At 62.5% G+C, this 21,836-nt stretch carries 23 protein-coding genes and 1 pseudogene; 8 read left to right on the forward strand and 16 right to left on the reverse strand.

All coding sequences use genetic code 11. The features are described from left to right. The first annotated feature begins 110 nt into the window (after positions 1-110). Genes AC0L3L_RS19865 through AC0L3L_RS19875 form a run of 3 tightly spaced genes read left to right on the forward strand, consistent with a single transcriptional unit; the run spans position 111 to position 1,891 of the window. Complete coding sequence (locus AC0L3L_RS19865) at positions 111-314, forward strand: hypothetical protein (RefSeq protein WP_473638836.1); 204 nt, start codon at positions 111-113, stop codon at positions 312-314. Between the two features lie 43 nt (positions 315-357). Beyond that, positions 358-1,026, forward strand: coding sequence for an ArsR/SmtB family transcription factor (locus AC0L3L_RS19870; RefSeq protein ID WP_473638837.1), 669 nt, complete (start codon positions 358-360; stop codon positions 1,024-1,026). 22 nt (positions 1,027-1,048) lie between these two features. Continuing rightward, positions 1,049-1,891 carry a nucleoside phosphorylase gene (locus AC0L3L_RS19875; RefSeq protein ID WP_473638838.1) on the forward strand — a complete coding sequence of 281 codons (843 nt, stop codon included), beginning with the start codon at positions 1,049-1,051 and terminating at the stop codon, positions 1,889-1,891. A gap of 176 nt (positions 1,892-2,067) precedes the next feature. Here the strand turns inward: AC0L3L_RS19875 and AC0L3L_RS19880 are convergent, their stop codons facing one another. Further along, positions 2,068-2,745 carry a hypothetical protein gene (locus AC0L3L_RS19880; RefSeq protein WP_473638839.1) on the reverse strand — a complete coding sequence of 226 codons (678 nt, stop codon included), beginning with the start codon at positions 2,743-2,745 and terminating at the stop codon, positions 2,068-2,070. 191 nt (positions 2,746-2,936) lie between these two features. Here AC0L3L_RS19880 and AC0L3L_RS19885 point away from each other — a divergent pair, with 191 nt between their 5' ends. Next, positions 2,937-3,407, forward strand: a complete 471-nt coding sequence (locus tag AC0L3L_RS19885; protein ID WP_473638840.1) for a YbhB/YbcL family Raf kinase inhibitor-like protein — start codon at positions 2,937-2,939, stop codon at positions 3,405-3,407. Positions 3,408-3,574: 167 nt separating this feature from the next. On the opposite strand, the gene AC0L3L_RS19890 is transcribed toward AC0L3L_RS19885, so the two are convergent. Both AC0L3L_RS19890 and AC0L3L_RS19895 read right to left on the reverse strand, forming a co-directional pair. After that, positions 3,575-4,372 carry an SRPBCC family protein gene (locus AC0L3L_RS19890; protein ID WP_473638841.1) on the reverse strand — a complete coding sequence of 266 codons (798 nt, stop codon included), beginning with the start codon at positions 4,370-4,372 and terminating at the stop codon, positions 3,575-3,577. After that, positions 4,363-4,971, reverse strand: a complete 609-nt coding sequence (locus AC0L3L_RS19895) for an ArsR/SmtB family transcription factor (protein ID WP_473638842.1) — start codon at positions 4,969-4,971, stop codon at positions 4,363-4,365. The genes AC0L3L_RS19890 and AC0L3L_RS19895 overlap by 10 nt, the downstream gene beginning before the upstream one ends. A gap of 237 nt (positions 4,972-5,208) precedes the next feature. Here AC0L3L_RS19895 and AC0L3L_RS19900 point away from each other — a divergent pair, with 237 nt between their 5' ends. Continuing rightward, positions 5,209-5,601, forward strand: a complete 393-nt coding sequence (locus AC0L3L_RS19900; RefSeq protein ID WP_473638843.1) for a GFA family protein — start codon at positions 5,209-5,211, stop codon at positions 5,599-5,601. 44 nt (positions 5,602-5,645) lie between these two features. On the opposite strand, the gene AC0L3L_RS19905 is transcribed toward AC0L3L_RS19900, so the two are convergent. After that, positions 5,646-7,154 (reverse strand): winged helix-turn-helix domain-containing tetratricopeptide repeat protein, encoded by a 1,509-nt coding sequence (locus AC0L3L_RS19905; RefSeq protein WP_473638844.1) that lies wholly within the window; start codon positions 7,152-7,154, stop codon positions 5,646-5,648. A 135-nt stretch (positions 7,155-7,289) separates the two neighbouring features. Here AC0L3L_RS19905 and AC0L3L_RS19910 point away from each other — a divergent pair, with 135 nt between their 5' ends. Then, on the forward strand, positions 7,290-7,535 hold the full coding sequence (locus tag AC0L3L_RS19910; protein WP_473638845.1) for a DUF1127 domain-containing protein: 246 nt from the start codon (positions 7,290-7,292) through the stop codon (positions 7,533-7,535). Positions 7,536-8,035: 500 nt separating this feature from the next. Here AC0L3L_RS19910 and AC0L3L_RS19915 read toward each other — a convergent pair whose 3' ends face one another. The 3 genes from AC0L3L_RS19915 to AC0L3L_RS19925 all read right to left on the reverse strand — a co-directional run bounded on the left by AC0L3L_RS19915 (position 8,036) and on the right by AC0L3L_RS19925 (position 11,615). Continuing rightward, the gene (locus AC0L3L_RS19915; RefSeq protein ID WP_473638846.1) at positions 8,036-8,566 is read right to left on the reverse strand and encodes a dihydrofolate reductase family protein; all 531 of its coding nucleotides are present in this window, start codon (positions 8,564-8,566) and stop codon (positions 8,036-8,038) included. A gap of 160 nt (positions 8,567-8,726) precedes the next feature. After that, complete coding sequence (locus tag AC0L3L_RS19920; RefSeq protein WP_473638847.1) at positions 8,727-9,629, reverse strand: LysR family transcriptional regulator; 903 nt, start codon at positions 9,627-9,629, stop codon at positions 8,727-8,729. Between the two features lie 114 nt (positions 9,630-9,743). Beyond that, complete coding sequence (locus tag AC0L3L_RS19925) at positions 9,744-11,615, reverse strand: tetratricopeptide repeat protein (RefSeq protein ID WP_473638848.1); 1,872 nt, start codon at positions 11,613-11,615, stop codon at positions 9,744-9,746. A 128-nt stretch (positions 11,616-11,743) separates the two neighbouring features. Between AC0L3L_RS19925 and AC0L3L_RS19930 the strand changes: the two genes are divergently transcribed. Then, positions 11,744-12,013: a hypothetical protein gene (locus AC0L3L_RS19930; RefSeq protein ID WP_473638849.1), complete on the forward strand. Its 270-nt coding sequence runs from the start codon at positions 11,744-11,746 to the stop codon at positions 12,011-12,013. Here AC0L3L_RS19930 and AC0L3L_RS19935 read toward each other — a convergent pair. Further along, positions 11,992-12,225: a hypothetical protein gene (locus tag AC0L3L_RS19935; protein WP_473527064.1), complete on the reverse strand. Its 234-nt coding sequence runs from the start codon at positions 12,223-12,225 to the stop codon at positions 11,992-11,994. The two genes, AC0L3L_RS19930 and AC0L3L_RS19935, sit on opposite strands and share 22 nt — an antisense overlap. Before the next feature lie 122 nt (positions 12,226-12,347). Continuing rightward, positions 12,348-12,530 (reverse strand): hypothetical protein, encoded by a 183-nt coding sequence (locus AC0L3L_RS19940; protein WP_473638850.1) that lies wholly within the window; start codon positions 12,528-12,530, stop codon positions 12,348-12,350. A gap of 228 nt (positions 12,531-12,758) precedes the next feature. Here AC0L3L_RS19940 and AC0L3L_RS19945 point away from each other — a divergent pair, with 228 nt between their 5' ends. Continuing rightward, positions 12,759-13,667, forward strand: a complete 909-nt coding sequence (locus AC0L3L_RS19945) for a LysR family transcriptional regulator (RefSeq protein ID WP_473488496.1) — start codon at positions 12,759-12,761, stop codon at positions 13,665-13,667. On the opposite strand, the gene AC0L3L_RS19950 is transcribed toward AC0L3L_RS19945, so the two are convergent. The 7 genes and pseudogenes from AC0L3L_RS19950 to AC0L3L_RS19980 all read right to left on the reverse strand — a co-directional run bounded on the left by AC0L3L_RS19950 (position 13,609) and on the right by AC0L3L_RS19980 (position 21,698). Next, a complete protein-coding gene (locus AC0L3L_RS19950; RefSeq protein ID WP_473638851.1) occupies positions 13,609-14,490 on the reverse strand; it encodes a peroxiredoxin-like family protein in 882 nt (293 codons plus the stop codon). The two genes, AC0L3L_RS19945 and AC0L3L_RS19950, sit on opposite strands and share 59 nt — an antisense overlap. 75 nt (positions 14,491-14,565) lie before the next feature. Then, on the reverse strand, positions 14,566-15,273 hold the full coding sequence (locus AC0L3L_RS19955) for a peroxiredoxin-like family protein (protein ID WP_473638852.1): 708 nt from the start codon (positions 15,271-15,273) through the stop codon (positions 14,566-14,568). Between the two features lie 138 nt (positions 15,274-15,411). Beyond that, complete coding sequence (locus tag AC0L3L_RS19960; protein ID WP_473638853.1) at positions 15,412-16,737, reverse strand: dihydrolipoyl dehydrogenase family protein; 1,326 nt, start codon at positions 16,735-16,737, stop codon at positions 15,412-15,414. A gap of 14 nt (positions 16,738-16,751) precedes the next feature. Beyond that, entirely contained in the window at positions 16,752-17,750 is a 999-nt protein-coding gene (gene cydB / locus AC0L3L_RS19965; RefSeq protein WP_473638854.1) for a cytochrome d ubiquinol oxidase subunit II, read from the reverse strand. A gap of 14 nt (positions 17,751-17,764) precedes the next feature. Continuing rightward, positions 17,765-19,138: a cytochrome ubiquinol oxidase subunit I gene (locus tag AC0L3L_RS19970; protein ID WP_473488490.1), complete on the reverse strand. Its 1,374-nt coding sequence runs from the start codon at positions 19,136-19,138 to the stop codon at positions 17,765-17,767. Positions 19,139-19,155: 17 nt separating this feature from the next. Next, positions 19,156-20,490: an NAD(P)/FAD-dependent oxidoreductase gene (locus AC0L3L_RS19975; protein ID WP_473638926.1), complete on the reverse strand. Its 1,335-nt coding sequence runs from the start codon at positions 20,488-20,490 to the stop codon at positions 19,156-19,158. 106 nt (positions 20,491-20,596) lie between these two features. After that, a pseudogene (locus AC0L3L_RS19980) lies at positions 20,597-21,698 on the reverse strand (patatin-like phospholipase family protein). Positions 21,699-21,836 lie beyond the last annotated feature (138 nt).

Raw genomic sequence — 21,836 nt, forward strand, 5'->3', positions numbered from 1 at the left:
CCCCCCCCCCCCCCCCCCCCCCCCCCCCCCCCCCCCCCCCCCCCCCCCCCCGCCGGGGGGGCGGCCCCCCCCCCCCCCCCCCCCCCGCGACCGGCAGAGAGATGGTCGGCATGAACATGCGTGTCGACGACGAAATGGATGCGCATGCCAGCGTCTTCGGCGGCACTCAGGTAGAACTCGATGTCGCCGGCCGGATCGACGACGGCGGCGGCTGCTTTGCCGCCGCAACCGAACAGGTAGGAGACGCCGACCGGATCGGTGTGAAGGAACTGGCGAAGGATCATGGTCTTGCGCTCCTCGTTGCAAAGGGCTAGAAACATTCAATCATTCCGCTGAATGTTTCACTGAGGAGAAGCCGTGTCAAGCACCGGACCGAAACAGGCGATCTACGCGAGCCTTGCCGAAGTGGCTCAGGCACTTGGCCATTCGCATCGGCTCGAGCTTCTGGAGCACCTGGCGCAAGGGGTGCGCAGTGTCGAGGACCTCTCCGCGCGAGCCCATCTGAGTTTCGCCAACACGTCGCGCCACCTGCAGATCCTGCGGCGGGCGCGCCTCGTCGAGACGGAGCGCCGCGGCAAGCACGTGCTCTATAGCCTCGCCGGCGATGTCGAGGTGGTGGCGCTGATCAAGGCGCTCGGCCGCGTCGGCGAGCGAAATATGGCCGAAATCGGCCGCGTCATGGCCGACTACTTCCGCGCTCGCGATGCGATGGAACCGGTGTCGCGAGACGACCTCGTCTCGAGGCTGCATGACGGCATGGTCACGGTTCTCGACGTGCGGCCAGAGGACGAGTTTGCGGTCGGACATCTTCCAGGCGCACTCAACATCCCGCTGGCCGAGCTGGAGCGTCGCTTGGGCGAGCTACCTGCGGATCGGGAAGTGATCGCCTATTGCCGCGGCCCCTATTGCGTCCTGTCGTTCGAAGCGGTCGCCGCCTTGCGAGAGCGGGGCTATCTCGTCCGTCGGCTCGAGGACGGCTATCCCGAATGGAAAGCCGCCGGCCTGCCTGTCGAAACGGCCGCCTGAAGCAGAACACTGGGGGAATCCGATGGATCAGAAGGCCGCATGGCTGATCGTGAACCACAAGGATCATGCTTCTCCTTCCGTGTTCCGGCCGGAGGCGCTGTTGCGCGAGGCGCGCCGGCAGAAGCAACTGCCGCTCGCCGCCGTCCCTCCGGTGTGTGTCCTCGATCCCGACGGCGACGTGGTGCGGCACCTCAAACTTGCAGGACAGAGCCGCGCACACGAGGGGTGGGCGTGTTACCACACCGAGCTTCTTGCCTTCGATCTCAACGGCGTCGGAGAGGTCGGCATCATCGGCTGCGCGGTGGGCGCCTCCTTTGCGGTGCTCGTTGCCGAGCAGCTTTTTGCGGCCGGCTGCCGGCTGCTCGTCAGCATCACTTCCGCAGGCCAGATCACCGACAACGGACTCACCCCATACTTTGTTCTGATCGACCGCGCTCTCCGGGACGAGGGGACGAGTTATCATTATCTGCCGCCGGCAACCTTCGCCGAGGCGCCAGACGCGAGGCTTATCGCTCGCATTGAAGACGCTTTGTCGCGGCTTTCCGGCATTGTCGCCCGCCGGGGCTCAACCTGGACGACCGATGCTCCTTATCGCGAAACCGAGACCGCGATCGCATCTGCGCGGGATCTGGGCGCCCTCGCCGTCGAGATGGAAGCCGCGGCTTTGTACGCGTTTGCCGCTGCAACACACCACCCCGTCGTGTGCTTTGCGCATGTGACGAATGCCATGGCGCAAACCGAGGGAGATTTTGAGAAGGGCGAGGCGAACGGAACAAAAGCGACGCTCACGGTCATCGCCGCAGTTGCACGGGTTTGGCTGTCCTCCATCGAAGCCGAACAGCACGCAGGAGCAAGCGGGATATAGCGAGTCTAGGGCGGTTCAGCTTTTGATAGAACCGCCGAACCGCTCTAAGTATTTGTTTTTACGCAATTCCGGACGGAAAACCGCTACGCACTTTTCCTGGAATTGCTCTAGCGACCACCCTTCTGAGGCGTATACGCCCTGACCAAACATCTATCCGCAGGTCCCGGTCGGCATGGTCATACCCCTGCCGTCGGCCGTGCCAAGGCGGCCTCGATCACTCCCTCGTAATCCCTGCCGAGGCTTGTCCTGATCAGTGCCGCCAAGAGACGCGGGAAGTCACGCCGATCGACCAGCCCCGCCAGAGCGCGAGCATCGTTTCCCAATCCCAGTTGCACCGCTGCAGCAAGCGCCTTCGTGTCGGCAAAAGGATAAAGCTCGGGCCATGCGACCTGTACCTCGCGGCAGAAGATGTCGGCCCCAACATCGCCGATGCCTTTGAATTCCTTCAGCAGTTGTTGCTCCGTCGCCGGATCGTTTCGCGCGAGCCCGCGCAACGCCCGAAGGTCGCCGCCGTATTTGCTCAGAAGCAGGTGCGCGGTGTCGCCTAGCATCCGCGACGTGCTCTCGTCGTAGCGGGCGTACCCTGCATGGTTCAGCACGCGCGTCCGATCGGCCCAGGTCGCCGCCGCCATTTTGCGCGGGGTGGTCCAGCCCTGATCGGACAGAGCTTTCGCCGCCTTGAGTGCAAGGTTCACGCTGATGCGGGCGCTGAAGAGAAGCGATGCGCAGAGCCAGCGGAAGAGCGGTGAAGGCGTGTTTTTCTGGATATCGATTCCCAGTTCCGAGCAGTAAGTGCGGCCCGAGCGGTCGAGCAACGCTGCCACGATCTGCTCTCTTGCCGGTTTTCGCGCCATGTTCGAGGTTCCGCGCAGCTCCGCCTTTTCCAGGCGAAACGCCCGTCGCCGATGGCGGTTCCGAGCTCCCGGCTCGGACAAGAACCTGCAGCACCCGCCGCACACAAGCCAGCGCGCGAGGTGAAGACCGGAACTTGCGTGGCTGAGAATGCGTTGGACCGGAAAACCCGGAGACAGTGGAGGCTGCCACCATGCGGCTATGGAGCGATGCCTTCGGTGAGAACGAGGCCGTTCCGGTGAAATTCACCAAGGACGGCTACAATATCTCGCCACCCTTCAGCTGGGGTGGTCTCCCGGACGGTACGCGCGAGCTCGCGCTCCTTTTTGAGGGGGTGACGCCAGCCACGCACGAGCCGTGGGTCCATTGGCTCGTCTATAAGATTCCGGCGGACGCCGAAGATCTGCCCAGCGGTTTCAAGCATGCACGCGAGCCAGAGGAGCCGATGCACGTGCTGCAAGGCAGCAACGGACTGGGCAATATCGGCTATGACGGGCCATCGGGCACCGTTGGCCGCACCTATCGCTACCGCATTCGGCTTTTCGCGCTTGACCGCGCCATGGATCTGGAGCCTGGACTCGACTGGAAGACGTTCGAGCGCGCGATCAAAGGGCACGTGCTGGACCAGACGGAGCTCCATGCCCGCTACGAGCGACCGGGATGATGCTGGCGGCGGCGTCAGTTCGACGACTACAGGGAGCAACCGCGGTCGAGCACGAGGCTCAGCCCTTGCCCGAGGCAAAACGCCCCGCAATAGAGATTGAGAGCACGGGAGATTGAGACCGCGCGCTCCTATATTGCGCGTAGACCAGACGGTTGCGTAACCGGCTCCTACTCCGCGGAAGTTGGGAAATGTTTTTCGAGCCAAGTTCGCCACCTTGGCTCCTCCCGTTTTGCAATGCTCGCTGCATCGTCGCCAAACAGGAAAAACCGCACAGACAGGTAAGTCATCCCGCCCATCGCCAAGGCGAAGAGGTGCGCTAAACCCGGCGCGGGCTGGTCCAGCCGCACCACCAGCTCGGGATGGTCTTGCGGCCCTGTTCGTTCGACAACGCCCTCGAATGCCTGCGCGTCCGAAGCCACGCGCCGTTGTTCAGTCGCATTCGCCAGTCCCAAGGGTTCAACCAGCTTTCGCCATGCATCAGCTAAAGGTTCAGAGGACGGGACCAAGAGCTGAAAAGCCGAGCTGTGCTGCCCGGGAAAATGCGTGAGGTAGAGGCGGAGCAGGCGGAAGAAGGAGATCCATCCGTAGCTGTGGGCCTCGAACTGATCATCCCAATCATCGGAAGTCGCGAACCAGCGATGGACAACGCGAACGGTGCAAAGCCCGCCGGACTTTGCCTCGACAATCCATTCCGTCGCTACCGTTCCCGGCTCACCCGGTGCTTCTGCGACAAACCGCCTGGGCGGCTCCCAAGCTGTGATGGTGGCGACCGCATCCATGCTTCCATCGGCGGCGAAATGCGAAACGGCGGTTCCTCCGATGCGGCCTTCCAGTTCGCTCGGCACGAACCATTGAGATATTCCAGGTCCCGTTGCGATCGCATTCCAGACGTCCTCCGGAGTACCGGGGACATCCACTTCGGCCTCGACCGAGCGATTGCCGGCCGTGTCTTTTTTTACTGGCATTGAACGTCCTTTCCTTGCGGATTGGCTGGTGAAGGATGTGCCGTCACGACAAGGCGATGGGACCGTCCCTGCGACGCGGTTTCGTCGTGATAGCGTGCCGCCAGCGTGGTGATGGCCTCGGTCAGTTCACGCGTGAACGAGGCGCGGTCGGCGGCGGAGCGGAAGCGGATTTCGGTGTCGATCGCCAAGGTCGCCAGGCGCTTGCCGGCATCCGAGGCGGCGCGCTGAAGGGCCCCGATCTCCCGCACCAGCCGAGCGCCGAGCGCGATGAGGTAGCTTGCCGACAGGCGGTCCGGGGTGCGATCCGGATCGGCGCCGACCGGACCCAGTGCGCTCGTCGAGACGACATAGCTTGTGGCGCTCGCCACCATGAGCCGCTCCGTCAGGCCACCCCACTTCCGCGTATCTGCAACTTGGACAAGCCCGTGCTCCTCCAGAGCATGCAGGTGGTAATTGATCTTCTGCCGCTTGAGACCGAGGCGTGTGGCGAGGGTGGCGGCCGAGGCGGGCTCCCGCAGTTCTGAGAGGAGTTGACTCCGCACGGGCTCCAACGCGGCGGCGGCCGCGCTTGGCCGATCTATGACTTCGATATCGAGCATGCAGCCCTCACATTGACAAGCTTTCCTGTCAATGCCGTTGACGAGTATATTTGTCAAGAGCGAAAGGATCACTTCGTCCCGAAAAGCCGACGCTCCCAAACGGCATGCGGCTGCAGCGAGCGACCTATCTCCCACTACCGAAGACGACGCATCCCCCCGCCCGCAGCCGGGCAATTGCAATCACAGTGCCCTTCGTTGTAGCCATTCCGACCGCTTGATTTTTCGAGGAGATGCAGCATGGACCGATTCACTGGCGGTTGCCTGTGCGGCAACGTCCGAATTGTGGCGTCGGGACTCCCATACCGGGTCGGCATTTGTCACTGTCTTGACTGCCGCAAGCATCATGGCGCGCTTTTTCACGCTTCCGCAGTGTTCCCCCAAGATGCGGTGACGATCGAAGGCGAGACGCGCGACTACGCCGGGCGGTTTTTCTGTCCCCGCTGCGGCTCGACCGTTTTCGGACGCACCGCAGACGAAATCGAAGTGAACCTGGGATCCCTGGACGCCCCTGACCAACTGATGCCAACCTACGAAAGCTGGATCATCCGTCGCGAGTCCTGGTTGCCGCCGTTTCCGCTCACGAGACGATACGAGCGCGATCGTGACGCAACGAGTCGCTTTGAGGAATAGTCGTACGAACGGTGCGAAAGCGTTGGGAGGTCACGCCGGCGATGTCACTCCGGAAGACCGGCCTTGCGGAAGCCATCAACGAAATGCTCGAGCGTCGCAGCGTCGCGGAATGGCTCCGTCGTGGCCCAGTGGCGGGTGGTGAAATGCGGGTTGCCGACGAGGAACAGTTCAGCCTCTGCGCGCGCCTCGTCGAGCCGGCCCAATTGGGCAAGGCTTGCCGCCAGGAAACGGCGTGAGCTCGTACGATAAGTCTCGTCCCTGCGCAGTGTCTCGACAGCGGCTTCGTATTCGCCGGCCGCATATTGCGCCTGGCCGAGCGCCAGATAGTACCAACTTGCCGGAAACGGGTTCAGCCGGAACGCCTTGCGAATGTGCTCAAGGCCCTCCTCGACCCGTCCGGCCAGGACCGCGATGTCGGATAATGCCGCCCAGGCATCGGCCTCGTTCGGGTCGAGCTCGATCGCCTTGGCGAATTCCGCATCCGCCTCGGCGAAGCTACGCTCATAGGCAAGCAGGTAAGCCAAAACCCAACGGCAGCCGGCATCGTCGGGGTCGATCGCCACGGCTTTGCGCGCCAGTTCCAAAGCAACGCTACGGGACGTTTCGGTTGGTCCGCCGGAATGCACCCATCCCATCCAGTGGTTCATGGCGAGCCAGCGGTAGGCTTCGGCATATTCCGGATCGAGCGAAATCGCGCGGGTGAGCATCAGATGCGCTTCGCGCGCCGTCTGCGGCGAATCATCCATCAGCTTGCGCGCCCGCACGCAGAGATCGTAAGCCTCGAGATTTTTGGGCCGATTGCGCGGCGGCGATGCGCGCAGCCTGCCGAGCAACGCCTCCACGATCTTGCCGGTGACCTCGTCCTGAACGGCAAAGATATCTTCCAGGCTGCGATCGAAGCGTTCCGCCCACAGATGGTCGCCACTCACCGTGTCGACCAGCTGTACGTTGATGCGCACGCGCCCCGCAGCGCGTCGTGCGCTCCCCTCCAGCAGGTAGTGCACGCCAAGGTCTTGTGCGATATCGCGCACGTCCATCGCCTTTCCTTTATGGGCAAAAGCCGAATTGCGTGCGATGACGAACAGGCCGGAGATCCTGGAGAGGTCGGTGATCAGGTCTTCGGTCAACCCATCCGCGAAGGATTCCTGCTCGGGATCGTTGCTGACATTGACGAAGGGCAGCACGGCTATCGATGGCTTGCCGGGCAGCGGCAAAGGTTTTCGTTTCGCGCCACCTAGCTGTTCGACGGCCCCCGTGAAGCGGTAACCGACGCGCGGAACCGTGGCGATCCATTCGCCGCCGTCGGCAGCCGGGCCAAGCAGCTTCCGCAGCAGCGCGATCTGGACCGTGAGGTTGCCTTCCTCGACGGCCGTGCCCGGCCACGCCGCGTCCATCAACTCGGCCTTCTCAAGGATTTCGCCGGGCCGTCCAACGAGCGCAGCAAGCAGCTTTATCCCGCGGTAGCCAACGGCAACGGGGACATCGTTGCGAAGCAGCGTTCCCGCACCGGAATCAAGCACGAACGGACCGAAGGCAAAGCGCGATCCCTGCATGCGGCGTATCTATAGCCCGTTTGGAAGTTTTGAGAACTATTTGGGAGAGCTTAATTACGACGCGGTTTGTATCCTGCAGAATTCAGCCTCTTTCAGGTCGAGGGTCCCCGGACCTTCAAACCTATGGAGGTTGCTATGAACGATATCCTTGCATCAGCCTCGCATCAGGCAGCGCGGCCGGGAACGCCCGTGCGGCCGGCGGAAATGTCGCGTCGGCACCTGACGACCCTGCGAAGCATTATCGCGGCCTGGGACGAGCGGAAACGCTTTCGCTGGGAACTTGAGCAAATGTCGAAGGACAATCCCCATTTGATCGACGATATCGGTCTGACGAGACGGCAGGTCGAGGCAGAGATCGCCAAGCCCTTCTGGCGACGATAATCCTCGTCGCCGCGAGCTCGCGAAGGCCGATACCGTCTTCCTCGTCCTTGGTGCGCCAAAAGCATCTCGGAACAGTACTCGCTCGCGCCGGTCGTCGCGTGGACACTGACAAATCGCCCGACCATTAGGAAAACCGGCCACAGCCTTCGGCAACATCCGGAACTCGCGCCGCTCGTTTGAGTTGAGCTCCATTCCAGACAGCAAAATGGAATCTTGACATGAGCCTGCCCGCCCAACGCCGAATGCGTCTTTCCGGTGGAACCGAGCTCGCCTACGTCACTGCGGGCGATCCATCCAACCCCGCTTTGCCCTCCTGCATGGGTTTCCCAGCTCATGTTTTCGACGGCGGGCATTTCCTGCTTTAGAGCACACCGAACCAGCGCTCTCCCTCATGATGGAGTTCATCAAGCGAACACAGGAGAGATCCACGCAGTTCCCGTCGCTTTAGGCCCAACCCAAGACCACGCTTCAGCGGCGATTCCATCCGGCGAGTCGCGAGATCAAGCAGGGACGTAGGTCAACCTGATCACGTCCTCGCCAATCCGATCATTGGTCATAAGGCGGAGTGGCGGCCGGGGGCCGGCGAAATATGGCTTGCCGTGGCCAAGCACGACGGGGTGCAGGTAGATTCGATACTCATCGATCAGGCCAAGTTCGGTGAGGCTTCGCGCCAAGTCCGGACCAGCAACTTCGATCTCCCCGCCGCGCTCGGACTTCAGCTCGCGGATCGCGCCTTCAAGATCATCCCCAACAAGCGTGGCGTTGGGGCCAACCGACTTCAACGAGCGCGAGACGACCCATTTCGGCTGGTTCCGCCACGCCGCCGCGAAGGCGTGTCGCTCTGCATCCCATTCAGGATGATCGTCGTCCCAGTAACGCATGACCTCATACATTTGGCGACCGTACACACTGCCCGCCTGCCTTTGAGCCTCCTCGATGAAGTGGCGGAAGAGCGTGGGGCTTGGCGCAAACGCCATATGATCGACGTAGCCGTCCAGGGACTGGTTCATTCCGAACACGAGCTTAGCCATACCCACCTCCTTTCCTTACCCGGCACATCCGCGCGGCCCTGATTGCGTTATGCAATCGGTTGTAAGCTAGATCGACTGATGGCCGATCGACAGAAGCGAGAAATCATGCCGGACCTCCTTCTGCACTACGATTGCACGGATTGCTGCTTCTTTGATCCAGTCAAGGTTCTTTCTTTCGCAAGTCCTTTACGACATCGAGAAAAGCCCGCAGTGCCGGCGGCACGGCTCGATGTCCGGGATAGTAGACCGCGACCCCTTCCGGAGCGGGCATCCATGCGGTCAGGACCTTACGCAGCCGGCCATCGGATATGGCCGCTTCGGCGGCCCAATCCGCCACATAGGCGATGCCCAGACCCCCTATTGCGGCTTCGACCATCAGTTCCTCGTCATCGAGGACGATGGAGCCGTTTGCCTCGATCACGAGTTCCTGGCCGGCGCGTTCGAACTCCCATCGATAGAATTTGCCGCTGGGCATACGATGGCCGATGCTATGGTGGCGTTGCAATTCCTCGGGCGTTCCCGGGTCGCCGAAGCGATCGAGATAGGCGTGCGAGGCGACACAGATGAACGTCAACGGGCGTGCAAACGGCACGGCGATCATGTCCTTGGGGACAGATCCGAGGAGGCGCACGCCGGCATCGAACCCGCTGGACACGATATCGATGAGCCGCCCCTCGACGACGATGTCCACGATCACGTCCGGATGGCGCTCCGCCATCTGCGGAAGAACCCAGCGAACGAGAAGCCCGGCCACCAATCGCGGTGCGTTGATGCGGACCGTGCCCGCGACATTGCCCCGGAACCCCGCGACGCTGTCGAGCGCCTCGTCCAGCGAGGCGAGCGCCGGCTGAAGGCGATCGAGCAACCGGAACCCGGCTTCTGTCGGCGAGACGCTGCGTGTGGTGCGGTTCAAAAGGCGCACGCCCATGCGTTCCTCGAGCCCACGCATCGCATGGCTCAATGTCGAAGGTGCCATGCCGATCTCGTCCGCTGCGCGGCGGAAGCTGCGGTGTGTGGCAACGGCCACGAAGGCGGTGAGATCGTTGAGCGACGGCTGGGGCATTGATGGGGATTTTGCATCATCTCATGCCGATTTCAACGGCTAATGCGCGCGGGCGCGCCCGGAGAGGATGAAACTGGGCACCGCTATGTGATTGAAGTCGCTCTGTAAAAACTCTCAGCCGGTTTCAGGAGCCTTGGCCTGTGCGAGGTCCTGCAGGAACTCTTCCATCAGCGGCCTGTCACCGAACCGGCGGTAAGCGCGCTCTGCTTCCAGCGAGAATGCCGGATGCGCCTCGACCAGCTTTGCCATCGTCTGCTGGGCTGCCTCGACCTCTCCGCCCCCGCCCTGCAAAGCGGCCTGAATCAGAAGGCAGTTTGCATCGCGCGGCGCCCGGATCAGGCATTCCTCTATGACGGCGGAAGCCTCATCGCGGCGGTCAGCCGCGTAGAGCGCCTGCCCGTGCACATAGGCATAGTACTCGGGCGCCATAGGATGAAGGCGGCGGGCCCGCTCTGCGTTGGCGACGGCATCATCATATTCCCCGAAGCGAACCTGCGCCTTTGCAAGCGCCATCATGCTGTCGGGATCGTTAGGGTTGAGCTCCACAGCGCGCCGTGCGGCCTGCAAGGCGCCTGAATAGTCGCCCTGCAGGGCAAGCCCGAAGCTGATGACCTGATAGCCAAGGCCAAGATTGGGATCGAGACGGACCGCCTGCCGGGCTTCGCTAAGCCCAAGATGGAGCTCCGGCGCGTTTGCCCGGCCGTCACCGCTCTGCGCCACGCTGGCGATAAAGGTCAGCGCGAGGCCTGCGCGGGCGGCCGCATAGGACGGGTCCATTTCAAGGGCGCGCTGGTAGAGGCCCCGCGCCTCCAGAATGTCCTGCGGGTCATCGGCGCCGTGCCGGTAGCGGTTGCGGGCCTGCAGCACGAGGTCATAGGCCTGCAGATTGTCAGTCGGGCGCTCCGCTGCCGCCGCCGCCTCGCTCCTGCCGATATAGGGCGCGATCTGCGCGACGATTTCAGTGGTCAGCTCGCTCTGGACGGTGAACACGTCGGCGACCTGCCGGTCAAAACTGCGCGACCACAGATGCGCGCCTGTCTTTACGTCGATCAGCTGCGCCGACACGCGAAGCTGGTCGCCTTCACGGCGGGCGCTGCCTTCAACCACATAATCAACGCCGAGCTTCGCCCCGAGCTTGCGCACGTCCGTGTCCTGCCCGTGCACGGCGTAGGTGGAATCGCGCGCGATTACCTGCAACTCTGAATTGCGGGCAAGGGCTGTCGTCACATCTTCGGTCAGTCCGTCCGCGAAATACGATTGCTCGCCGCTGCCGCTCATCGCGGCAAAAGGCATGACCGCCACTGACGGCCGGGGGTCGGCGCGGCTCTGGTCCATCGACAAGACCGCCGGGATGCGGCTAACCATGGCTGCCAGGGGGAGCGGCTGGATTTGGGTGCCTATGAGGATGAGGGCTATGGCGGCCGCGCCATAAGACCAGCGGGCGGCGGTGCTGCGCAGCACCTGCGGCACCTGCCGCCATGGCGACCACGGAGAGCCCGCGCGCCTTACGCGGTAGACGTTGAGAAGTTCGGGAATGTTCTTGGCCCGCCTGCGGCCGATGCGGACGAACCTGTCCGCGCTGTTGCGTTCGGCCGCCATCACCACGGCGCCGCTGACGAATATCTGCCCTGGATCGCACATGGCCTCAAGACGGGCGGCCACATTGACGCCGTCGCCGTATACGTCGCCGTCATCTTCGATGACATCGCCAAGATTGATGCCGATGCGCAGCTCGAACGGGCCCTTGTCGAAGCCTTCCTGGATGGCCAGCGCCGCATCAACGGCTTCGTTGACGCTGGGAAACATGGCGAGAAAGCCGTCTCCCGCCGTCTTGACGATGCGCCCGCCATGGCGGGCAGTGGTCGGGGCAATGAGCTCATCAAAAACAGCGCGCAGCTTCGCGTAGGTGGAAGCCTCGTTTTCAGCCATCAGCAGGCTGTAGCCGACGATATCGGCGGCCATGATTGCCGCGAGCTTGCGTTCCATCAGCATTATTCCTGAGCGGCGGGCCATGCACGGACTATTACTACTGACACTTAGGCAACGCACGACCCAAGATTAGACCCATAATCCCGGATAGGCTTATCAACACAGCTCACAAATGCGTGACGATTGTGGCCTATACCGTTCTGACCTTCGTCAGCCATCATCTGTTTCGTCCGGAGCCGTCCGTCGCCGCACTGGCGGAGGGCGACGCCGCATTGAACGGCCTGGGTCTTGCCTGCCTGCCCGACCACGCGCTGCGCCCCTTCCTTGCTGAAGGACGGCTTCAGCAGGTGCTTGAGGACTGGTGCCGCCCTTTCCAGGCTATCATCTCTATTATCCAAGCCGCCGCCGGAATTCCCGCGCGGAGCCGCCGGGGCTACCGGTTGTCATCAGTTTGATGGCCCGTCGCCGACAGACACTTCGTGAGATGATATCGTCGAATCCCACCGCCAATCGTCTTGCTACTCGGGGTCGCGGCGACCCTTTCGTCCGTGAGCCGATAGTCATTCACAAGGTAGAGATTCAGCGCCGCTGACTGCAGTTCTGAGGTGCTCAACACGATTTTGACGGCACTGCGTCTTCGGCATTCTTCTTCGGCATATTTCAGCATCGCTCGGGCAATTCCGCGTCTACGGAAATGGGGGCAACATACATTCGTCGCAGTTCCATTACTCCCGTTACAGCGGTTTCCAGGCCAAACATGCCGATGACCGCGCCGCTATGTTCGGCGACTCAGAAGCCTCCCTCTCGCTCATCGTAATATTGGCAGATGCGTTCGATTTCCTCGCGCAAGGATAGGGCGATGTAGGTTTCGAATTGCGCAGCCAAATGCTGCGGCGCGAGCAGTCTGTTGACAGTGACAAAGAGGTCTCGCACCGCAGACGCGTCCTTGTCAGAGAATGGTCTGATCAGCATACCCACCACCCGGCCTAGCTCCAGAGTCTACGCATCCCGCCGTGAGCCACCACGTCATTTGCCACAGCTTCAAGCTCCTCATCTGTAGCGGTGTCAGATGTTCTCTCTCCCTACCGCTTTTGGGCACAACGCCGTGCTAACCGTCCTTCGAACCGCGCGTCCATTGATCGACTCGAGAATACGTCTTAATACGTGACCAACCTCACGTCGCGTTAAGGGTCACCACGAATGGAAATGCAGCAGGTTCGCTATTTCCTGGCGCTCTCCAGCACGCTCAATTTTACGCGGGCTGCTGAGGAGTGCAACGTCACTCAGCCGGCGCTGACGCGCGCCATCAAGAATTTGGAAGATGAGCTTGGTGGCGAGCTCATCCGACGTGAGCGTCAGCATTCGCATCTGACCGAGCTCGGTCGCCGCATGCTGCCATTCCTGCAGCAATGCTACGACGCGGCGAGTTCTGCGAAGTCACTCGCCAAGGCTGTCAAAAGCAGCGATGTTGCGCCACTTAACGTTACGATCTCCAACAGCATCAACATAGCGCTGATGATATCGCCATTTAGCGAGCTCTTTCGTGCCTACCCAGGTGTTCACCTCAAGATCAGCCGCGGCGCTCCGACGATCGTGGTCGAGGCGCTCAAAAATGGCGACGCCGAGCTGGCGATCGCCGGCCCGCTCGGGCAGGCCTGGGACAGGATCGACACGTGGCCGTTGTTCGATGAGGAGATCGAGTTGGTGGTCAATTCAGAGCACCCGCTCGGCAGACGCAACGAAGCCGATGTCGCGCTGAGTCAATTAGTTGGTGAGCCGATACTGAGCCGGGTCGATTGGGAGACGAGCGAAGACCTGTCCCGCACCTTGAAGGCCAATGGGTTGGCGCATGAAGCGGCACATGAAGTCGAAACGGACCATGACCTGTTGGCGCTGCTGGAGGCCAACGCTGGGGTAGGCTTTGTTTCGATGACTGCGCCACGCTCACCCAACGTTCGCAGGCTCAAATTGCGCGATATCGATATTTCCCGAACCGTGGCCGCCTATAGCGTAGCGGGCCGGCAGCGTGCGCCTGTCGCCACGACGCTGCTCAACCTGTTGCGCGCAACCGACTGGTCAACCTTTGGGGTTCGCGAGCCTGCTCGATAGCCGCAAGCAGGTCGTCAATTTCCATTCGCTGGCGATAGTCGGGATCAAGGTAGCGCGCTGTGATGATGCCGTCGGTGCCGACAATGAAGGTTGCCGGAATCGGCAGGAACCAGGCGGCATTGCCCTGATAGCTGGGCACATCCCAGCCGGCGCCCCCGATCAGCGTTTCCATTTCCGTCCCGACCCAGATCGCCAGGTTCAGCGACAGCGCATAGCCATTGTCCATGTCGGTGAGGAAGGGAAAGGATGCAGCCGCCTCCTCTTTCAACGTCGTCGTGAATTTGCGCCGCTCGGGCACAATCGCCACGAACTGGCCGCCTAATTCAGTGATTTCCCTCTCGACTTCAGCCATGCCGATCGCATTCAACCGGCAATAGGGGCACCAGTGTCCGCGCTGGAAAGAAATCGCGGCGGGTCCTTTTTGCAGGATTTCGGCTAAGCCGACCAGCCTGCCGTTCTCGTCGGGGAGCAGAAACGGCGGCATTACATCGCCGGGCGCCGGTGCCATCGCGCCCGCACGCTGGTCCTGCAGGCGCTGCACCATCCGGTCGACCGCTTCAGCGAAGGTGGTGCTGAGCGAGCGCACTGCATTGGCGATCACCGCCATCCGCTCGTTCAGCGGCGCATCAAGCGCGATCGCAGCCTGGACGGCCTCTTCGAGCTTCACGACCAATTCATTGGCAGCCATGACGGCAACTCCAAATTCGCAGTTCTGCGCAGTGTAGCCTACTGCCAGCCAACGTCCATGCCGTAGATTCATGAAAGGTTCGCGAGACGATGCCTTTTTCGCATGGAAACGATGAGTCAAAGTAATGCGGGTCACTCAGATGCCAGAAATCGCCGCCACCCCGCCCAGGACGACGCTCGACTTGGTCAACGTTCGGTCGGCCTCTCGCAGTCAGCGAGCGCGCTCGAGCGCGGACACCAGGTCCTCGATCTCCATGCGCTGCTGGTAGTCGGGATCGACATAACGCGCTGTGATGATGCCATCAGCGCCGACAATGAAAGTGGCGGGGATCGGCAGAAGCCAGGCGGCGTTGTCCTGGTAACTCGGCAAGTCGTCACCGCCGGCGCCAAGCAGTTGCTGCATTTCCACGCCGATCCCGATCGCCAGATCGAGCGAAAGTGCATAGCCATTGTCCATGTCGGTCAGAAACGGGAACTCAGCCCCGACCCGGTTCTTCACCGCCGTTGAGAACTTTCGCCGCTCCGGCGTGATCGCCACGACCTGGCCGCCCATGGCAGCGATCTCCTGCTGCACCTCGACGATGCCGATCGCGTTCAACCGGCAGAAGGGGCACCAATGCCCACGCAGGAAAGTGATCGCCACCGGCCCATTCGCGAGGACGTCGGCCAGGCTTACCAATCTGCCGTCCTCGTCAGGGAGCAGAAAGGCCGGCATGGCATCGCCGGGCCTAGGCGCCGTGGCGCCTGCCCCCTTGTCCTGCAGCCGCATCACCATGCGGTCGGCCGCGTCTGCGTAGCTGGCGTCGAGCCTTCGCATTGCCGCAGCGATCACCACAAGCCGTTCGCTGAGCGGCGCGTCGAGATCGATCGCCGCCTGCACCGCCTGTTCGAATGTCATGACTTGTTCAACTGCAGCCATATGCAAAGTTCCGCATTTCTCGGTGCCGAATAGCCCCGAGGACGCTCTGTCGAACAACCCATTTTCGCATGATAATCATGATCCAAACGCATTCCGTTCCTTCGCGGTCGCAGCTGGCGATGTCCACCGTGGACTGGCTCACATCACGTTCTTGATGTCCGACGAGAATGTTGGGAAACCGTAGAGATTGTCGGCGAGATCGGTCGCGGTGATGCCGTGCCGCTTGGCGAGTGCAAAGATGTGGATCAACTCCTCGCCGGCATGTCCGACAACGTGGGCGCCGAGGATATGGTCGCTCTCAACCCCAACGATGATCTTCGACCACGCCACGGTCTCGGCATAAGTCCTGGCCGACAGCCAGCCGCGCATGTCATTGACCTGCACCTTGATTCTCAGTCCGCCCTCGGCGGCCTTGGCCTCGGTAAGGCCGACACTGGCCACCGCCGGCACGGTGTAGACCGAGGATGGAATATGGCTGTAGTCAGGCTGGTGCTTCGCGCCCTCGACGATGTTGCGGCCGACAATCCGGCCCTCATAGGTAGCGATCGGCGAAAGCTGGGGTGAGTTCCACACGGCATGCCCGCAGACATGAACGGCAGGGTTCGAGCGCGAGCGCAGGAACGCGTCGATTTCGATACGGCCGTCACGGTGTGCGACGTGCCCCGCGCCGAGATCAAGACCGTCAGTGTTGGCGATTCGCCCTGCGCAATTGACGACGCGATCGGCTTCGATGGTATGCTCGGAGTTGTCGTTGGCGAACAGCACGCGCAGGCGTTCGCCGACTCGGTCGATCCGTTTCACTAGGGCGAGCGTTAGCAAGCGCATGCCGATGCGCTCGCTTTCGCCGCGGATCTGGTCCACCGCGTCGGGGTCGAAACCGCCGAGCATTTGCGGCAGCGCCTCGAGGATAGTGACCCTGACGCCGGCGCGGGCGTAGACGTGGCCGAGATCGAAGGCGATGACGCCGCCGCCGATGAACACGACATCGCTTGGCAACGCACGGTCGCTCAGCACGTCATCTGAGGTCGTCATCAATTCAGCGCCGGGAAAGCACAGCTCCCTTGGCCTTGAGCCGGTGGCAATCACGATGCTGGCGGCGTCAAGCTGGCGCTCGCCGACCCGGACGGCATTGCTGCCGACGAATGCCGCCTCGCCGTGGATGACGTCGACGCCGCGCATCGCCATCACGCCGGCCAGGCGATCGGGAATGTCGCGGACCATCGCCTGCTCGCGATCGATCAATGCGGCCCAGTCGAGGCGCGGGGCGGCAACCGTGATCCGGTGCTCGCACGCCCTCTCGATCTCGTGCAGCGCGTGGCTGCAGCCGCGATTGGGACAGGTGCCGCCGAGATCCCGCGCTTCGACCATCGCCACCGAGAGCCCGGCTGCCCGTGTCGCCACCGTGACGCCCATGCCGGCATTGCCGCCGCCAAGGATCACGACATCGTATTTTTCGGTCTTCATCAGGTCCCCCGGGCTCAATGATAGGCGACCGATTTGCCGAGCTTGCCGCGGAACACCCAGTAATTGTAGCCGGTGTAGACCAGCACGATCGGCAGCATGACAGCGATTCCAGCCAGCAGGAACATTTGTGAGCGAGGCGCGGCGGCGGCTTCCCAGATGGTCATGCTGTACGGCACGATGTGTGGGTAGAGGCTTGTGCCTAGGCCGACGAAGCTCAGGCTGAAGATGGCGACCATGCACAGGAACGGGGTTCGCTCCGCGCCGGTCACCAGCCCGCGCCACAGTTGAAGCAGCGCCATCGCCGTCAGCAGCGGCACCGGCACCAGATAGAAAAGGTTCGGCAAAGTGAACCAGCGTGCGGCGACCATTGGATGCATGAAGGGCGTCCAGATGCTGACGAGCACCAGAAAGGCAATGAAGACCGGCAGCAAATGGAGTGCATTGCGCCGTGCCCGCGCCTGCACTGGTCCCTCCGTCTTCATGATGAGCCATGTCGCGCCGTAGAGCGCATAGCCCACGACAAGGCCCAATCCGCACATCAGCGTGAAAGGCGACAGCCAGTCGAAAGCGCCGCCGGCAAAAACGCGTCCGTCAACTTCGAATCCGCCGACGACAGTGCCGAGCATCACGCCCTGCACGAATGCCGCAAGTGCTGCACCGGCGTTGAAGGATAGATCCCACCAGCGCCGCGAAGTGCCGGACTTGAAGCGATACTCGAAAGCGACGCCACGAAAGACCAGTGCAAACAGCATCAGCATCGCAGGCAGATAAAGGGCCGGCAGCAGTATCGCATAGGCGACGGGAAACGCGCCGAATAGTGCAACGCCGCCGAACACCAGCCACGTCTCGTTGCCGTCCCAGAACGGTGTCAGCGAGCCCATCATGTGGTCGCGGTTCTCGCCTTCTGGATCGAGGAAGAACAGGATGCCGACGCCGAGATCGAAACCGTCGAGCAGCACGTACATGAACAGCGCGAAGACGACGACCGATGCCGATATGAATGCGGGATCCATTTGAACGTCCCTCCCTACTCAGCCGGCATCATGGCGCGCTTGGCGATAGTCGGCTCGGTTGCGGACGGCAGCTCGACCCGGTCGTCCGGGCCATGCCAGACGAGCCGGGTGAGGAAATAGGCGTAGGCGGCAAGCAGCACGTTGTAGACCACGAAGAACAGCACCAGCGACGTCGCTACCGATGCGACCGGCAGCCGCGAAGCCGCGTCGAGCGTTCGAAGCACGCCGTAGACAACCCAGGGCTGGCGCCCGACTTCGGCTGCGGTCCATCCGGCCAGCGTCGCCACAAAGCCGAGCGGGATCATCGCCACATGAACGGTGAGCAAGAGCCCGCTCTCGTGAAGCCGGCCTTTCCACCACCACAACAGGTTCCAGCCGGCGACGGCGAGCATTAGCACCCCGATGCCAACCATCACCCGGAAAGCCCAGAATGCCGTGAGGACGTGCGGCCGGTCCTGCGGGGCGAACTCCTTGAGGCCGCGAACCTCGCCGTCGAGGCTGTGCGTCAGGATGAGGCTCGCGAGCCTGGGGATGCCGATTTCGAAATGGTTGGCTTCTGCGCCTTGGTCCGGCCAGGCAAACAGTAGCAGAGGTGCGCCGGCCATCGTCTCCCAGCGGCCCTCGAACGCCGCAATCTTGGCCGGCTGATGCTTCTCCGCGACCAGACCGCTGGCGTCGCCGACGAAGATTTGCAAGGGAACGAGGATCGCGAGCGCGGCGACTGCAATCGAATGAGCGCGGCGCGCCACCTTCGGTGGCCGGTCCATGAGGAGGTGCAGCGCCGAGATGCCGGCCACGACGAACATCGCCGTCACATAGGATGCCAGCACCATATGGAGGAACCGGGTCGGCAGTGATGGGTTGAAGACGACGTCGAACCAGCTGTCGACGAACAGCCGGCCGCCTTCGATGTGGAAGCCAGCCGGGGTCTGCATGAACGAGTTCGCTGCGATGATCCAGAATGCGGAAACGAGCGTACCGAACGACACCATGGCCGTCGCAAAGAAATGCATGCGCGGACCGACCCGGTTCCAGCCGAACAGCATGATGCCGACGAACCCGGCCTCGAGGAAGAACGCCGAAAGCACCTCGTAGATGAACAACGGTCCGAGAACGTTGCCGGTGACGTCGGCGAATCGGCTCCAGTTCGTCCCAACCTCATAGGAGAGCACGACGCCGGTGACCACGCCCATGCCGAAGGTCAGCGCGAACACTCTCGTCCAGAATTTGTAGAGCAGTTCGTAGATTCGATCGCCGGTCTTGAGCCACAGGCCCTCGATCAGGACGAGGAAAGCCCCAAGTCCGATCGTCAGCGTCGGGAACAGGATGTGAAACGCGATCGTGAACGCGAATTGCAGACGAGAGAGCAGGACGGCATCAAATTCCATGTCGCGCTCCCGTCGGCTCAGTGCAGTTTGACGCGTGGCTTGGTACGGCCAGCCACGATCGCAGCGATGGTGTCGAGTCCGGTTTTGAAGGTGCCGTGGATCGCCTGCAGATGCATCTTGTAGAGCGCCCGGTACATCAGCCTGGCGATCAGCCCCTCGATCTTGAGCCCACCAACGACATTGCCGAAGGTACGGTAGTCGGCGAGTGAGACCAGCGAGCCGAAGTCGCGGTAGTGGAAGGCCGGCAGCGGTCGTCCGTTCAGCCGCGCGGCGACAACCTTGACGAGGTGATCGGCCTGCTGGTGGGCGGTCTGTGCGCGTGGTGGTAGCGGCGTTTCCTCACCGGGTAGGACGCAATTCGCGCAATCGCCGATAGCAAAGAGATTCTCGTCGCCCTTCACCTGCAGCGTCTCGTGCACGACCAGGCGGTTTATGCGATCGGGTTCGAGGCCGTCGAGATTTTTCAGGAAGTCCGGTGCCTTGATGCCGGCTGACCAGACAACGAGCTCGGCCGGGAGAAACAGCTTGTCGCCAAGCTTCACTCCGTCCGGCGTCACTTCGGTTACTCGCACACCGCAGCGTATCTGAATCCCAAGGTTGACAAGCAGCTGTGCGGAGTCGCGCGACAGGTGCTCCGGCAAAGCCGGGAGGATGCGTGGTGCCGCTTCGATCACGGTGATCCGGATCAGTTTCTCGAAATCGATGTTGTCGAGGTTGTGCGACGCGATTTCCCGCATCGACTTGTGCAGCTCGGCGGCAAGCTCGACGCCGGTCGCCCCGGCGCCGATGATGGCGCAGTGCAGCTGACCCGGCGACAGCGGCTCGTATTGCGCATTGGCGCGAAGGCACGCGTCGATCATGCGGCGGTTGAAGCGGGCCGCCTGCTCGGCGCTGTCGAGCGCGATCGCATTCATGGCGGCGCCGGGGGTTCCGAAATCATTGCAGACGCTGCCCACCGCCATCACCAGCGTATCGTAGCCGAGCACTCGCGGCGGAATGACCTGCCTGCCGTCCTCATCGAGGCTGGGCGCGACAAGCACCTGGCGCTTACTGCGGTCGATACCGACTACCTCGCCGATGCGATAGCGATAGTGATGGCCATGCGCATGGGCGATGTATTCCACTGAATCGCTTGTCGCATTGAGCGAGCCTGATGCGACCTCATGCAGCAACGGCTTCCAGATATGGGTGCGGTTGCGGTCAACAAGCGTGATCGAGGCACGCCGTCGTTTGCCAAATTTCTGGCCGAGCCGCGTGGCAAGCTCCAATCCGGCCGCGCCGCCGCCGACGATCAACACCCGATGCAGCGAGGCATCCTTGTGGGACGGCGTTTCCGGGATGCCGGCGAACATGTCCTTCTCCGGCGCCGTGCCTGGCACGACTGCGATTGGTGGCGTCATCGATGTCACGGCATGCATTGCAATAGCTCCTCGCGGGGATCGGGAAACCGGATGGTTTTCATTCGTTCGATTCGTGGATCACGACGCCCTGCAGCATGTCGACGTCGCACTCCCACGGTTTTTCTGACAGCACGCGCTCGGCATGCGCGTAGCCGGCTTGCCAGCGCGAACGGATGCCGGAGCGGGTGAAGTCGATGTCCTTGGTGTGATCCTCGCCGTCGAGCCGCGGCGACAAGAGCCGCACTAGGTGCATGATTGTGCTGCATCCATAGGAGGCGAGTTCCTTGACCATCGGATCGTCGCGCTCGGATTCGGGAATGTGCTTGACTAGCTCGCGCACGACGTGGCGCAGCCGATGTAGTTGTTCCTGGCGGGCGACGTGGCTCTTGCCGCGGCTGGCATATGGCAGGTCCTTCAGGCGGCCCATCACCTGCCAGATGGTCTGCGGCTCGGAGCCGGAGGGCTGCCACATGTTGACGGCGAAGATGAGCGAGTCGCTGGCGCGGCCACTCGTCGAGCACGACTTCGATGGGCGTGTTCGAATAGACGCCGCCATCACAATAAGGCTCGCCATCGATGCAGACCGCCGGGAAGGCCGGGGGCAGCGCCCCCGACGCCATGACGTGCGCCGGACCGAGGTCCATTTCGCGCGTGTCGAAGTATTTAAGCGGGCTGGTGTTGACGTTGACGGCGCCGACGGTCAGCCGTGTGTGCTTCTCGTTGAGGTAGTCGAAGTCGACCAGCCGGGTCAGGGTCTTCTTGAGCGGATCGGTCGTGTAGTAGGACGCGCGCTCGACACCCGCCGCGTGGTTGACGCCGAACAGCGCGGTCGGATTGGGCTCAAAGAAGCCCGGAATGCCGCGTACGATGGTATTCATGTTGGCAAAGGCGTTGCCAAAGAAAGGCGCCGACCACATCAGGTCGAGCGGACTGCCCTTGCCGACCTGATCCCAGAATTCCTGCAGCCGCGGCAGACGATCTTCGGGCTTGTTGCCTGCAATCAGCACGGCGTTGATGGCGCCGATCGAGGTGCCGATCACCCAGTCCGGATTGATGCCGCCCTCGACCAGAGCCTGGTAGACGCCGGCCTGATAGGCGCCGAGCGCGCCGCCGCCTTGCAGCACCAAGACCGTCTGCGGCTTCGCCGCGTGGTCGGCCATCGGCAGCACGGTGACCTTCGCCTCGGGGAGATTTCGGGTCATCTTGTTCATCGCTGCTGTCCTTGCTTGCTTGCGTACGATCCCGAAGAGCGGATCGCTCTGCCGGCAAGATCGAGTGCAGATTCAATTTGCTGGGGC

The sequence above is a fragment of the Mesorhizobium sp. WSM4849 genome, assembly GCF_055811385.1.

Bases quoted from the DNA above. Each gene is read 5' to 3' on its own strand.
- AC0L3L_RS19920 (WP_473638847.1), bottom strand. From the start codon at position 9,629: ATGCCCCAGCCGTCGCTCAACGATCTCACCGCCTTCGTGGCCGTTGCC.
- AC0L3L_RS19925 (WP_473638848.1), bottom strand. From the start codon at position 11,615: ATGGAACGCAAGCTCGCGGCAATCATGGCCGCCGATATCGTCGGCTAC.
- AC0L3L_RS19935 (WP_473527064.1), bottom strand. From the start codon at position 12,225: ATGCTGAAATATGCCGAAGAAGAATGCCGAAGACGCAGTGCCGTCAAA.
- AC0L3L_RS19970 (WP_473488490.1), bottom strand. From the start codon at position 19,138: ATGGAATTTGATGCCGTCCTGCTCTCTCGTCTGCAATTCGCGTTCACG.
- AC0L3L_RS19900 (WP_473638843.1), top strand. From the start codon at position 5,209: ATGGACCGATTCACTGGCGGTTGCCTGTGCGGCAACGTCCGAATTGTG.
- AC0L3L_RS19885 (WP_473638840.1), top strand. From the start codon at position 2,937: ATGCGGCTATGGAGCGATGCCTTCGGTGAGAACGAGGCCGTTCCGGTG.
- AC0L3L_RS19865 (WP_473638836.1), top strand. From the start codon at position 111: ATGAACATGCGTGTCGACGACGAAATGGATGCGCATGCCAGCGTCTTC.
- AC0L3L_RS19960 (WP_473638853.1), bottom strand. From the start codon at position 16,737: ATGAAGACCGAAAAATACGATGTCGTGATCCTTGGCGGCGGCAATGCC.
- AC0L3L_RS19895 (WP_473638842.1), bottom strand. From the start codon at position 4,971: ATGCTCGATATCGAAGTCATAGATCGGCCAAGCGCGGCCGCCGCCGCG.
- AC0L3L_RS19875 (WP_473638838.1), top strand. From the start codon at position 1,049: ATGGATCAGAAGGCCGCATGGCTGATCGTGAACCACAAGGATCATGCT.
- cydB (WP_473638854.1), bottom strand. From the start codon at position 17,750: ATGGATCCCGCATTCATATCGGCATCGGTCGTCGTCTTCGCGCTGTTC.
- AC0L3L_RS19880 (WP_473638839.1), bottom strand. From the start codon at position 2,745: ATGGCGCGAAAACCGGCAAGAGAGCAGATCGTGGCAGCGTTGCTCGAC.
- AC0L3L_RS19910 (WP_473638845.1), top strand. From the start codon at position 7,290: ATGAACGATATCCTTGCATCAGCCTCGCATCAGGCAGCGCGGCCGGGA.
- AC0L3L_RS19890 (WP_473638841.1), bottom strand. From the start codon at position 4,372: ATGCCAGTAAAAAAAGACACGGCCGGCAATCGCTCGGTCGAGGCCGAA.
- AC0L3L_RS19905 (WP_473638844.1), bottom strand. From the start codon at position 7,154: ATGCAGGGATCGCGCTTTGCCTTCGGTCCGTTCGTGCTTGATTCCGGT.
- AC0L3L_RS19915 (WP_473638846.1), bottom strand. From the start codon at position 8,566: ATGGCTAAGCTCGTGTTCGGAATGAACCAGTCCCTGGACGGCTACGTC.
- AC0L3L_RS19940 (WP_473638850.1), bottom strand. From the start codon at position 12,530: ATGCTGATCAGACCATTCTCTGACAAGGACGCGTCTGCGGTGCGAGAC.
- AC0L3L_RS19945 (WP_473488496.1), top strand. From the start codon at position 12,759: ATGGAAATGCAGCAGGTTCGCTATTTCCTGGCGCTCTCCAGCACGCTC.
- AC0L3L_RS19955 (WP_473638852.1), bottom strand. From the start codon at position 15,273: ATGGCTGCAGTTGAACAAGTCATGACATTCGAACAGGCGGTGCAGGCG.
- AC0L3L_RS19975 (WP_473638926.1), bottom strand. From the start codon at position 20,490: ATGTTCGCCGGCATCCCGGAAACGCCGTCCCACAAGGATGCCTCGCTG.